This window comes from Variovorax sp. GW822-FHT04E09, assembly GCF_058800845.1.
The window spans coordinates 30,318-42,621 of sequence record NZ_JBXAMR010000006.1 but is presented as its reverse complement, the minus strand read 5'-3'; the positions used below and the strand labels follow the sequence as shown (position 1 = coordinate 42,621).

12 protein-coding genes are annotated in these 12,304 nt (G+C 68.9%); 5 read left to right on the top strand and 7 right to left on the bottom strand.

Annotated elements, in window-relative coordinates; all coding sequences use genetic code 11:
* Window positions 1-47: 47 nt before the first annotated feature.
* The gene (locus tag AC1RL8_RS22925; RefSeq protein WP_159279047.1) at window positions 48-509 is read left to right on the top strand and encodes an RcnB family protein; all 462 of its coding nucleotides are present in this window, start codon (window positions 48-50) and stop codon (window positions 507-509) included.
* Between the two features lie 90 nt (window positions 510-599).
* Here the strand turns inward: AC1RL8_RS22925 and AC1RL8_RS22920 are convergent, their stop codons facing one another.
* Both AC1RL8_RS22920 and AC1RL8_RS22915 read right to left on the bottom strand, forming a co-directional pair.
* On the bottom strand, window positions 600-866 hold the full coding sequence (locus tag AC1RL8_RS22920; protein ID WP_062473728.1) for a hypothetical protein: 267 nt from the start codon (window positions 864-866) through the stop codon (window positions 600-602).
* A gap of 113 nt (window positions 867-979) precedes the next feature.
* Window positions 980-1,924 carry a CysB family HTH-type transcriptional regulator gene (locus AC1RL8_RS22915; protein WP_062473726.1) on the bottom strand — a complete coding sequence of 315 codons (945 nt, stop codon included), beginning with the start codon at window positions 1,922-1,924 and terminating at the stop codon, window positions 980-982.
* Window positions 1,925-2,101: 177 nt separating this feature from the next.
* Here AC1RL8_RS22915 and AC1RL8_RS22910 point away from each other — a divergent pair, with 177 nt between their 5' ends.
* The 3 genes from AC1RL8_RS22910 to AC1RL8_RS22900 all read left to right on the top strand — a co-directional run bounded on the left by AC1RL8_RS22910 (window position 2,102) and on the right by AC1RL8_RS22900 (window position 6,831).
* Window positions 2,102-2,704: a TetR/AcrR family transcriptional regulator gene (locus AC1RL8_RS22910; protein ID WP_062473724.1), complete on the top strand. Its 603-nt coding sequence runs from the start codon at window positions 2,102-2,104 to the stop codon at window positions 2,702-2,704.
* Between the two features lie 218 nt (window positions 2,705-2,922).
* Window positions 2,923-3,825 (top strand): alpha/beta fold hydrolase, encoded by a 903-nt coding sequence (locus AC1RL8_RS22905; protein ID WP_492686814.1) that lies wholly within the window; start codon window positions 2,923-2,925, stop codon window positions 3,823-3,825.
* Between the two features lie 90 nt (window positions 3,826-3,915).
* On the top strand, window positions 3,916-6,831 hold the full coding sequence (locus tag AC1RL8_RS22900; protein WP_492686815.1) for an SEL1-like repeat protein: 2,916 nt from the start codon (window positions 3,916-3,918) through the stop codon (window positions 6,829-6,831).
* Between the two features lie 24 nt (window positions 6,832-6,855).
* Here AC1RL8_RS22900 and minE read toward each other — a convergent pair whose 3' ends face one another.
* The 5 genes from minE to AC1RL8_RS22875 form a co-directional block, all read right to left on the bottom strand.
* Window positions 6,856-7,128 (bottom strand): cell division topological specificity factor MinE, encoded by a 273-nt coding sequence (gene minE, locus AC1RL8_RS22895; RefSeq protein ID WP_056574726.1) that lies wholly within the window; start codon window positions 7,126-7,128, stop codon window positions 6,856-6,858.
* A gap of 2 nt (window positions 7,129-7,130) precedes the next feature.
* Window positions 7,131-7,946 (bottom strand): septum site-determining protein MinD, encoded by an 816-nt coding sequence (gene minD, locus AC1RL8_RS22890; RefSeq protein WP_095747381.1) that lies wholly within the window; start codon window positions 7,944-7,946, stop codon window positions 7,131-7,133.
* 68 nt (window positions 7,947-8,014) lie between these two features.
* Entirely contained in the window at window positions 8,015-8,791 is a 777-nt protein-coding gene (gene minC, locus AC1RL8_RS22885) for a septum site-determining protein MinC (protein WP_139704732.1), read from the bottom strand.
* Window positions 8,792-8,922: 131 nt separating this feature from the next.
* A complete protein-coding gene (locus AC1RL8_RS22880) occupies window positions 8,923-10,209 on the bottom strand; it encodes a solute carrier family 23 protein (protein WP_492686816.1) in 1,287 nt (428 codons plus the stop codon).
* Window positions 10,210-10,368: 159 nt separating this feature from the next.
* Entirely contained in the window at window positions 10,369-10,791 is a 423-nt protein-coding gene (locus AC1RL8_RS22875) for a hotdog fold thioesterase (protein WP_095948453.1), read from the bottom strand.
* An 87-nt stretch (window positions 10,792-10,878) separates the two neighbouring features.
* Here AC1RL8_RS22875 and AC1RL8_RS22870 point away from each other — a divergent pair, with 87 nt between their 5' ends.
* Entirely contained in the window at window positions 10,879-12,201 is a 1,323-nt protein-coding gene (locus AC1RL8_RS22870) for an AsmA family protein (protein ID WP_492686817.1), read from the top strand.
* Window positions 12,202-12,304 lie beyond the last annotated feature (103 nt).

Here is a 12,304-nt window from a genome sequence, read left to right as displayed (position 1 = left end):
CTGCACAGAATGGAGGCGTCATCACAGACACACCAAAGGAGTTCCAGATGATCTTTCGTACCAAGCGCCTGACCACTGCCGCCGTTGCGGCGCTCGCAATGTCCCTGGCGGCAGGCAGCGCGCTGGCGCAAGATCGCCGGGGCGACGACCACCGCCCGGGCGGTGGCCGCTACGAGCAGCGCGATGACCACCGTCCTGGTGGCGGTCGTTATGACCAGCGCGACGACCATCGCGGGCATCGCGGCCCTCACGCCGGCTATCGCGGCGACCAGGACTTCCGCGACGGCCGCCAGTTCGACCGCCGGGGCTTCCCGCAGCCGCACAGCGAGTGGCGCCGTGGCGGCCGCGTGCCGACCGAGTACCGGGGCCGCAACTACGTGGTGAACGACTGGCGCGCCTACCGCCTGCAGCAGCCGCCGCGCGGCTACCAGTGGGTGGGCGTGGGTGGCGACTACGTGCTCGCAGCCATTGCCACCGGCCTCATCGCGCAGATCATCGCGGGTCAGTAAGCCTTCGCACTGCGCTCGCACCGCGCACATGCAAAAACCGCCACAGGAGACTGTGGCGGTTTTTCTTTGGGGAACTGGGAGGAGGGCTTGTCAGGCCACCGCGGTGGCGGCCGATTGGGCGCACACGTTGCGCCCGGTGATGGTGAGGCGCAAACCGCCGCCATGCCATTCGAGCCAGTTGAGATCGACATACGCGTCGATGTCGCGATCGTCGATGCGATCGGCCTGGCGGCTTTGCAGCAGCTCGACCGTGGCGGGCAGGGCACGTTTCAGGCGTTCGCGCTTCTCCGCTGCATCGGCCGCCTTTTGGGCGGCCCGGGTGGCCTGTAGTTGCTGCTGCTGCGAAGTCGATGCCATTGCTGATCCGTTCCGGAAGCCAAGGAATTAACCCGAATGTACGCCGCTTGTGTGAAGCTGCGCGCATTCTTTTCAACCCTGGAGCCGGAAGTGTCGATTTCGTTGCGCTTGAGCTAAATCTCGTAGTGAGACACCTTGACCTCGTCGCCCAAGGCCTTCTCGACAATGGCGCGCGTCAAGGTCGGCGCAAACGACTCGATGAACGCATAGACATATTTGCGCAGGTAGGTGCCGCGCCGCACCGCCAGCTTGGTGAGGTTGATGCCGAACAGCCGCCCCGCATCGAGCGCGCGTAGCTGGGTGTCGCGCTCGGCCTCGTAGGCCACGCCGGCGACGATGCCCACGCCCAGGCCCAGCTGCACATAGGTCTTGATGACGTCGGCGTCCATCGCGGCCAGCACGATGTTGGGCTGCAGGCCGCGCTGTTCAAAAGCCTCGTCGATGCGCGAGCGGCCCGTGAAGCCCGTGTCGTAGGTGATCAGCGGATGCTGCGTGAGCGCCTCCAGCGTGAGCGGCGCGTCGAGCAGCGGGTGCCCTGGCGGCACGATCACCGAGTGCGTCCAGCGGTAGCAGGGCAGGGCGACCAGCTGCGGGTAGTCGCCCAGCGCCTCGGTGGCGATGCCCACGTCGGCCTCGCCGTCGAGCAGCATCTGCGCGATCTGCTTGGGCGAGCCCTGGTGCAGGTGCAGTTTCACGTTCGGGAACTGCGCGCGGAATTCCTGCACCGCCACCGGCATCGCATAGCGCGCCTGTGAGTGCGTGGCCGCCACCGAGAGCAGGCCGCTTTGCTGCGCCACGAACTCCTGGCCCGCGTGCTTGAGGTTGCTGCTTTCCATCAGCATGCGCTCGATGATCGGCAGCACGTGGCCGCCAGGCTCGGTGAGGCCCGTGAGCCGCTTGCCGGCGCGCACGAAGAGCTCGATGCCGAGCTCTTCCTCGAGTTCGCGGATCTGCCGGCTCACGCCGGGCTGCGAGGTGTGAAGGGTGTGGGCGACCTCGGTCAGGTTGAAGCCGCAACGAACGGCCTCGCGTACCGAGCGCAGTTGTTGAAAGTTCATCGGGCGCGCAGGAGGTGAAAAGAGGTCCGGACCCCGAGTGGGGCCGACCGGCGATTCTCGGCAGAAGGGCTTATGCAGGGAACGATGCGTTTGTTGGTTCCACATGAGCAAAACATCTATGAGGCCCTTCTGCGTGGGGAGGTTGATATTTCGCACGACTGTGCTAAAGTCCGCCGCATGGACGCCAAGACCCAGAAAAGCGAACTCACCCGTGCCGCCATCGTCGGCGCGGCGATGCATCTCGCGCTGGCCGAGGGGCTGGAGGCGATCTCGCTGCAGGCCGTGGCGAGCCGGCTCGGGCTGTCCAAGAGCGGCGTGTTCTCGCGCGTGGGGTCGCGCGAGGCGCTGCAGAAGGCCGTCATCGAGGAATACGGCCGCGGCTTCCTGGCCGAGGTGTTCGTGCCCGCGATGCAGAAGCCCAAGGGCCTGCCCCGCCTGAACGACATCGTCGCGCGCTGGATCGCCCGCACGCGCGACGTGGAGGCGCAGAACGGCTGCCTCTACGTGGCCGGCGCCTTCGAGTTCGACGACCGCGAAGGCGAACTGCGCGACCTGCTGTTCGACGAGATCACGCGCTGGCGTGCCGCGCTGCGCCGCACGGTGCTGCAGGCGGTCGAGACCGGCGAGCTCCAGGCCGACACCGACCCGGCCCAGCTCGTGAGCGAGATCAACGGGATCATGATGAACCAGCTGCACGACGCGCGCTTCCTGCGCGACGGGCATGCGGCCGAGCGCGCGGGCCAGACCTGGCAGCGCCTTCTTTCCAGCTACCGCGCCTGAGGCGCACCCGCAGACGACGGCCACCGCCTCTTCGTTTGCCTTAATTTCGCACCACCGTGCGATAAAAAAGGAGAAGCACCATGCTGATCATTGCCCTCTTTCTCGCCGCCTACGCGGTGCTCCTCGGTGTGCGCGGCGTGCAGGACACGCTGCGCAGCCTGCCGCGCAGCAACCAGGACTGGGTCTGGTACTGAGCCCCCCGAACGAAAGCCTTCCCCATGACCACCACCACCAGCAGCACCACCGCCCCCGTGGGCTACTACAGCGCCAGTCCATTGATGCGCGCGATGCGCTTCGGCCTCGGCGCCTCGCAGCGCCTGTGGCCCGCGCTCGGCGTGCGCGCGGCCTACCGCGTGTTCGGCACGCCGCTGCCGCCCAAATGGCTGTACCGCGGCCAGCAGCCCGGTGCCGACTGGCGCCGCGAGGCATGGTCCTTCGAGGACGCGAACCTTGGCATCTACCACCTGGCCGCGCAGGACTCGGGGGCCGAGTCGGCGCCGGTCGTGCTGCTGGTGCACGGCTGGGGCGGCCACGCGGGCCAGATGCTGCCGCTGGCGCAGGCCGTCGCTGCGCAAGGCCTGCGGCCCGTGCTGCTGGAGATGCCGGCCCACGGCCGCAGCGCAGGCACGGCCAGCAACCTGCCGCAGTTCGCGCGCGCCATCGACTACGTGGCGGCGCGGCTGGGCGCCGACGGGCACGTGCTGCGCGCGGCGGTCGCGCATTCGCTGGGGGCCAATGCGCTGGCCTATGCGGCGGGGCGCGGGCTGCCGGCGCAGCGGCTGGTGCTGCTGGCACCGCCGGCTTCGCCGCGCGAGTACACGCGCTACTTCGCGCAGGTGTTCGGCCTCAGCGAGCGCACGCGTGCGGGCATGCAGCGCCTGATCGAGGCGCGCGAAGGCATCCTGATGCAGCAGCTGGAGCCCGCCGCCGTGGGCCCGCGCATCGCGCAGCCGACGCTCATCGTGCATGACCGCGACGACCGCGTGAACCGCTTCGCCGACGCCGAGGCCTTTCGCGACGCGATCGCCGGCGCGCGGCTCTTTCCCACGCAGGGCTGGGGCCATCGCCGCATCCTCAAGGAGCAGGCCGTGCTCGCGCAGGTCACGCAGTTCCTGGCGTAGCGGCTGGCGGTCACGTGCGCGTGAAACGGCGCCTCTAAACTGGGCGCCACCCATGGCCTTCGCCATGGACGACACACGCACCGACCACACATGGGCAATCGTTCCTGGCTCTATCTCGAACACAGTCTTCCCGACACCGAAGAAGCATCGGCCGACGAAATCGCCGAAGCCAACAACAACTTCCCCGTGCTCTGGCAGCTCCTGCTGGCCGATGGCGCGGCCGGCGATGCCATCGACCACCAGCGCGTCTTCGGCGATGCCGGCACCGACAACCTCGTCAGCGACGCGCATGCCGCGCTCGCGCGCATCCGGCAGCTGCACGCCTTTGTCGAACGGCATCCGATGCTGCACACGCTGCCGCAGATCGCGCTGCAGTTCGAAGCCGTGGCGCTGCACCTGGCCGAGCTGATCGACGACACGCCCGACGACAGCGCGCCGCGCTTCTCGGCGAACCTCGACGAGTTGTCCTGGCTCGGCGGCGATGCGGATGGCGAGGGCTTCATCGAGCGCAACCGCCGCGAGTGCAATGAACTGTGGGCCGAGGTGCAGCGCTGCATCGACAGCGGCAACCACCCGGGCGTGGACGCGGCGCTCGGCGTCAAACGTTTCGCAGACTGGGAGTCCTGGGCCTGGCAGTTCGGCTTCGGTGGGATGTCGCATCCGTACTTCGACGGCTACGAGGCGCCGCGCGACGAGCGCTTTGCCGATTTCGTACCCGATGAAGAAGACGAAGACGACGGCGAACGCCCCGATTACGACAACCACCTGGGCGAGGACCTCTGGCGCTTCGAGGTCGACGGCCGCTGGGGCGTGATGCGCGTGGTGTACGACGACGACGGGCGCAGCCAGCGCACCACCGTGGTCGAGCCCGCGTGGGACGACATCCGCTACGCCGGCGCCAACGATCCGCGCCTGCTCTGGATCTCGCAAGGCGAGCGCTCCGGCCTGCTGCATGCCGACGCCGAGGCGCCGCGCGTGCTGCTCGAACCGCAGCTCGACGAGGTCTGGGCCTTCGAGGACGACATCGCCACGGCCCTGGTCGGCGACCACGTCGGCCTGCTGCGCACCGACGGCAGCTGGCTGCTCGCGCCCTCGGTCGACGAGGTCTGGAGCTTTGTCGAAGGCCGGGTGCGCGCCCGCGTGGGCCAGCGCATCGGCTACATCGACCTGCAGGGCCAATGGACGATTTCGCCCCGGTTCGAAGAAGCCGAAGACTTCACGCCTTTCGGCCTCGCGCCCGCGCGCGCCGACAAGGGCGGCTGGGGGCTGGTGCGCTCGGACGGCGAATGGGCCGTGCCGCCGCATTTCGAAAGCCTTCAGTGGCGCCATGACTGGGAGGGCTTCGACGCCAAGCGCGACGGCAAGAGCGGTCTGCTCGATGCGCAAGGCCGCGTCGTGATCGAGCCGGTGTACGAACAGGTCGACCTGCTCGAGGAATACCCCATCGAGATCCTGACGACCGAAGACACCGACCCGTCGAACGAACGCGGCACCCCGGCCCGGCCGAAGCGCTTCGCCGTGGAACGCGCCGACGGCCTGTGCGGCCTCGTCGATGGGCAGGGCCACGTGCTCGTGCCCTTCGACTACGGCCGCTTCGAGACCCTGGAGCCGCTGACCGGCCAGGAGCGCGCGCACGCCATGGTCCGGCGCGACCTGGTGCGCGTGGCGTCCAAGGGCGGGCGCACGGCGAAGAACGCGCCGTGGCTGCGCGGCATCTACGACGTGGCCACCGGCCGCGAACTGGTGCCGTGCCGGCACCGCACGCTCCAGCCGCTGGCCTGGGGCACGCAGGACATTGGCTGGCTGGTCGCCGATCCGGTGCCGCGCGCCGCGAAGGTCGAGAAGGGGCAACTCGCCGTGGGCGTGTTGCGCGCCGATGGCGCCGTGCTGCACCCGCAGGCCTACCCGTGGATCACCGCCGCCTTGTCGGTCGCCGACGGCTGGATGGCCGTCGCGGTCCGCTCGCAGCTGTGCAAGCGCTGGAGCGCGGGCGAGCCGGTGCAGGCCGCGCGCAACGACTCCGGCCTGTACGTCTGGCTGCATGCCGACGGCCGCGAGCAGGCGCACGCCGAGCACATGGCCGCGCGCCATGCCGCCGGCGACCTGCGGGCCGCCTACGAACTGGCCTGCCACCTGCGCGACGGCGAGGGCATCGAGGCCGACCCGCGCGAAGCCCTGCGCTGGATGGCGCGCGCCGCCGGCGTGCGCGCGCCCGGCGACGCCCCCGCGACCGCCTCACCCGATGGCCTGCCCGTGGCGATGTGCGAGCTCTCGAAGATGCTGCGCTGGGACACGGCGGGCCTCGGCGCCGAACCCGCCCTGGCGCGCGCGTGGCTGCTGCACGCCATCGCCCACGGCGGCGAGGACGACGCCGCCACGCACGCCCAGCTCGGCTACATGCTGACGGAAGGCGAGGGGGGCGAGCGCGACCTGGAAGGCGGCATGCGGCACTACGAACGGGCCGCAGAGCAGAACAACACGATGGCGCTCTACAACCTCGGCCTGGCGTACAAGCTCGGCGAACCCGGAGAGCCCGACCTGGCCCGCGCGATCTGCTACTTCCGCCGCGGCCACGAAGCCGGCGACGTCAGCGCCACGATGCAGCTCGGTCGCACGCTGTGCCTGCACGCAGGGGCGTTGGCCGAACAGGGCCAGGGAGAAGCGGAAGTGAACGTCCTGTACGCCGAAGCCCTCTATGCGCTGCAGAAGGTGGCGGAAGACAGCACAAAACGCCAGCAGGGCTGGGCCTGCTACGAGCTGGGCTGGATGCGCATGCAGGGTCAGGGCGCGCCGGAAGACGCTGCGGCCGCCGAGCGCTGGCTGCTCACCGGTGCCGCGCTCGATGACTGCGAAGAGAACCTGGAGAGCCAGCGCGCCTGCGTGGAATCTCTGGCGGCGCAGTTCTACGGCGACCGCGAAAGTCCGCTCTTCGATGAGGACAAGGCCCGAGAGTGGGCGCAGCGGGTGGAGGCGCTGCCCGCTGCGGCCCCGGATCAACCGGCGTGAGCCGGTTGATCGGGGCTCTGGCGCTCAGCGCGCCGGAACCGGATCGGGCAGTTCGATCTTGATGTCCAGCACTTCGAGGTTGTCCTGGGTTTCCAGGTGCACCTTGATGTCGTCGGCGTTGATCGACACGTACTTGGAAATCACCGCCACCAGCTCGCGCTGGAGCTCGGGCAGGTAATCGGGGCGCTTCTTGCCGCTGAGGCTGGAGCGCTCGTGAGCGAGGATGATCTGCAGGCGCTCCTTGGCGACGCTCGCAGTCTTCTTCTTCTCACCAAGCAGGAACGAAAGAAACGACATGCCTACTTGCTCCCGAAAATCCGTTTGAAGAAGCCGGGCTTCTCGGCGTCGACAAAGCGCATCGGCTTGTCTTCGCCAAGGAAGCGCGCGACCACGTCGCTGTACGCCTGGGCCACGTCGGTGTCCTTGTCGTGGATGGCAGGCACGCCCTGGTTGGAGGCGTGCAGCACGCTTTCCGACTCGGGGATCACGCCGATCAGCTTGATGCGCAGGATGTCCTGGATGTCTTCCAGCGAGAGCATCTGGCCGCCGGCCACCCGGTTCGGGTTGTAGCGGGTGATCAGCAGGTGCTCCTTGATCGGCTCGCCGCCGTCCTTGGCGCGCTTGGTCTTGCTGCTGAGCATGCCCAGGATGCGGTCCGAGTCGCGCACCGAAGAGACTTCGGGGTTGGTGACGATCAGCGCCTCGTCGGCGAAGTGCATCGCCATCATGGCGCCGGTTTCGATGCCCGCGGGGGAGTCGCAGATGATGTAGTCGAACTCCATGGCCGACAGGTCGTTCAGGATCTTTTCGACGCCTTCCTGCGACAGGGCTTCCTTGTCGCGCGTCTGCGAGGCGGCCAGCACGAACAGGTTGTCGCACTGCTTGTCCTTGATGAGCGCCTGGCTCAGGTTGGCCTCGCCCTGGATCACGTTGATCAGGTCGTACACCACACGGCGTTCGCAGCCCATGATCAGGTCGAGATTGCGCAGGCCCACGTCGAAGTCGATCACGGCCGTCTTCTTGCCGGCGAGCGCAAGGCCCGACGCGAAGCTGGCGCTCGTGGTCGTCTTGCCGACGCCGCCCTTGCCCGAGGTCACCACCACAATTTTGGCCATCGCCATTCCTTCTTGTTTCGATTCAGTTGTCGATTGATGCTCAGCGCTGCCGCGTTCCTGGTTTTTCATCAGGGAATCGCGTCGATCGCTATTTTTTTGCCGTCCAGGCGCACCTGGGCGGGCTTGCCCAGCACGGGCTCGGGCAGCGGCACTTCGTTCGTGCGATAGATGCCCGCAATGGCCACCAGCTGCGCTTCCATGCAGGTCGAGAAGATCCGCGCCTCGGTGTTCCCGCGCGCGCCGGCAATGGCCTTGCCGCGCAGCGGCGCGTACACATGCACGTTGCCGTCGGCGATGACTTCGGCGCCGAAGCTCACGATGGCCGTCACCACCACGTCGCCGCCACGCGCGTAGATCTGCTGGCCCGAGCGCAGCGGCTTGTCGATCAGCAGCGTGCCGTTGGCCGGCACCGGCAGCTCGCGCACGATCTGCGGGGCTTCCGACGGCGCGGGCGCCTCGGCGGGCGGGGCCGGCGGGCGGGGCGCGGGGGCCGCGGGCATGGCGGCCACCGACAGGCCGGCTTCACGTGCCGCGGCATGCTGCTCGGGGCTGCCGCCGCGCACGGCGATCGGCTGGGTCTGGTGGCGCGCCAGCAGGCTGCGCAGGGCGGCAAAGTCGATTTCGGGGGCGTCGGTGCCGCCTTCGGCCGCCTGTTCCTGCAGCAGCGAGAGGTCGATCACCACCGGCTCCTGCTCGAAGAAGTCGGGCGAATCCGCCAACTGGGCGTCGAGCGCCTCGGCCAGCACGTCGAGGTCGGCTGTCTTGAGGATCACTGCGATCAGCGGCAGTGTGGCGCTCTTGAATTCGAAAACCGCCTTGGTACGAGCGGCGGAAACATCGGCCATTGGAAAACGTGTGTGAACGTCGGTGCGAAAAGCGTTGGAGTCTAACGGGCGCCGGCCAAAGCCCGGTGACCGGCACCGCGTTCACTGACCCCGCACAACAGTTATTGCACGAGGTTTCACTTTGTCTGCGCTCAGGCGTTGCGCGAACGGCCCAGCAGGGCGTAGAGGATGATCGCGCCGAAAGTGGCGGTTCCGATGCCGCCCAGCGCGAAGTCGCCGAACTTCAGCGTGAAGTCGCCGGTGCCGATGATCAGCGTGATGGCGGCCACGATCAGGTTCTTGTTCTGCGAGAAATCGACCTTGTTGTCGACCCAGATCTTGGCGCCGGCAATGGCGATCAGGCCGAACACCACGATGCTCACGCCGCCCATCACCGGCAGCGGAATGGCCTGGATCAGCGCGCCGAACTTGGGGCTGAAGCCCAGGATGAGCGCAATGAAGGCCGCCACCACGAACACCGCCGTCGAGTAGATGCGCGTGGCCGCCATCACGCCGATGTTCTCGGCGTAGGTGGTCACGCCCGTGCCGCCCGCGGCGCCGCTCACCACCGTGGCGATGCCGTCGCCGATGAAGGCGCGGCCCATGTACGGGTCGAGGTTGCGCCCGGTCATGGCCGTCACGGCCTTCAGGTGGCCGAGGTTTTCCGCCACCAGGATGATCGCCACGGGCGCGATCAGCAGCATCGCGTTGGCCGTGAACACCGGCGCCGTGAAGGTCGGCAGGCCGAACCAGGCCGCGTTGGCGATGCCGCTGAGGTCGACCGGCTTGCCCAGGCCCATGCCGTTGGTGAGCGCGGCGTACACCAGCGTGGCCAGGATCAGGCCGATGAGGATCAGCAGGCGCTGCACCATGCCGCGCGTGAACACCGCCACCAGGCCCACGCACAGGAAGGTCACGGCCTGCATCCAAGAATCGAAGTTGCTGGCCGCCATGTTCTTGATGGGAATGCCCGCCAGGTTCAGCCCGATCACCGCCACCACCGCGCCCGTGACCACGGGCGGCATGAAGCGCTCGATCCAGCCCGTGCCCACGGCCTGCACGATGGCCCCGATCAGGATGTAGACCACCCCGCAGGCCACGATGCCGCCCAGCGCTACCGCGATGTTGGCGTTGGCCCCCTTGCCCGCGTAGCCGCTGGCCGCGATCACCACGCCGATGAAGGCGAAGCTCGAACCCAGGTAGCTGGGCACCTTGCCGCCGGTCACGAAGTAGAAGATGAGCGTGCCGATGCCGCTCATCAGGATCGCGATGTTGGGGTTGAAGCCCATCAGGATCGGCGCCAGCACCGTGGCGCCGAACATCGCGATCACGTGCTGGATGCCCATCGCGCCGGTCTGCAGCCAGGGCAGCCGCTCGTCGGGCGCAATGACGGCGCCATTGGCCAGTGTGGACACCGGCTTTTCAGTCCAGTTGAACATGTGTTTTCTTCTCCTCGGTTGGTGTGTGTTTGGGGGGTCGACGCGCTCCCTGGGGCGAGATTGTGGTCGATCCACCCCGTGCTGAACACGGGTGCCACCCGCAAGAGGCGTACCAGCGGGAGAAGAAAGAAAAGAAGCGCCCGGAAGGCGCGCCCGCGCTCAGCGCGGCTGCAGCACCGCCATGGTGATGCGCGAGACGCAGGTCAGCTCACCCGCCTCGTTCGTCAGGTCGATCTGCCAGACCTGCGTGGTGCGCCCGCGGTGCACCGGCCGCGCCGTGCCGATGACCCAGCCGCTGGTGGCCGAGCGGATGTGGTTGGCGTTGATGTCCAGGCCCACGGCGCGGTCGCCCTCGGGGGCCGAGTAGTGCGCGCCGCAGGAGCCCAGCGTCTCGGCCAGCACCACCGACACGCCGCCGTGCAGGATGCCGTAGGGCTGGCGGGTGCGCTCGTCCACCGGCACGCGGGCGCGGATGAAGTCGTCACCCACCTCCAGGAATTCGATGCCCAGGGCGGCCACGGCCGTGCCCACGTGGTTGGCGGTCAGCGATTCGACCGAGATCTCTTTCTTCCAGATACGCATGCAGGGGTCTCCGATACAGGGGGTGCGAGGGCACTATAGCGACGACGGCTGACAACCGCAGTCGCCTTTGCGTGCTACCTTGGCCCGATGACCTTCCCTTCGGTGCGGCGGTGGCTTCTGGGCTCGGTGGCGGTGCTGCTGCTGGGCATCGGCGCGCTGGCGCTCGTGGTGGCCGCGCGCCTGCCCGACGACGAGGAGGTGGCGGCCCGCATCGCCGCGGGCTTCTCGCAGCGCTACGGCGTCGAGCTGACGGTGGGCGGCGCCCACTGGTCGCTGTGGCCGGTGCCCGTGCTGGCGCTGTCCGAGCTGGCGACCGACCAGCCGCAACCCATCACCCTGCGCCGCGTGAGCGTGCGGCTGCACCTGTGGCCGCTGCTGCTGCGCCGCGAGGTGGCCATCGACGAGATCGCGCTCGAGAGCCTGGTGCTGCCGCGCGCCTCGGTGCGCGCCTTCCGGGACAAGGGCCCCGAGCCGCAGGAAAGCGAGCGCATCGTGCCGCTGCCCGCGCCCTGGACCCTGGCGCCCGTGCCGGTGGAGCGCGTGCGCTGGCGCGACGTGGTCTGGATCGACCGCCGCGACATCGCGCTGGCCTACGACGGCGAGGTGACGTTCGACGACAACTGGCGCCCTCGCAACCTGCGTCTGGAGCGCGCCGGCGCCGCATCGCCCGTGCGCCTGCGGCTGGACCGCGAGGGCACGGAAGACCGCTGGCGCACCCGCATCGACGCCGGGGGCGGCACGTGGAACGGTGAATCGCGGCTCGAGGTGCTGCCCGAGGGGCGGGGCTTGCGCGTGTCGGCCGAACTCGACCCGCGGCAGGTCGACATCGAGCCGCTGGTGCAGGCCTTCGGGCGCCGCTCGGCGGTGGCGGGCAAGGTCTCGGGCCACACCTCGCTGGTGGCCGAGGCCCGCGAGGTGGGCGCGCTGATCCGCGGCCTGCACACGCGCACCACCTTCTCGGTGCAGCCCGCCACGCTGACCCGGCTCGACCTGGCCAAGGCCGTGACCACCGCCGGCATCAGCCGCGGCGGCACCACGGCGCTGGACGAGCTCACGGGCACGCTCGACACGCAGGGCACCGAAGACGGCATCGTGATGCGCTACACGAACCTCAAGGCGCGCTCGGGCGTGCTCACCGCCAGCGGCAACCTGCGGCTGTTCAACCGGCAGATGTCGGGCGAGATGGCGGTGGACCTGGTCGATGGCGTGGTCGGCGTGCCGCTGAAGATCGGCGGCAGCGTGGCCGAGCCTGAGGTCTCGATGACCGGCGGTGCGCTCGCGGGGGCGGCGGTCGGCAGCGCGGTGCTGCCGGGGGTGGGCACGGCGATCGGGGCGCGCGTGGGGCAGCAGGTGGAGAAGCTGTTCGGCGGGGATGAGCCGGCGAAGAAGAAGCCTGCATTGAAGCGCTGACTGGCTGCCGCCGGGCTCAGGGCGTGTGCCCAGGCCACCGGGTACTTCCCTCCGCGAATGTCCCCCGGGGCTTCGCCCCTCCTCCTTGATTTCGCTGCGGGAA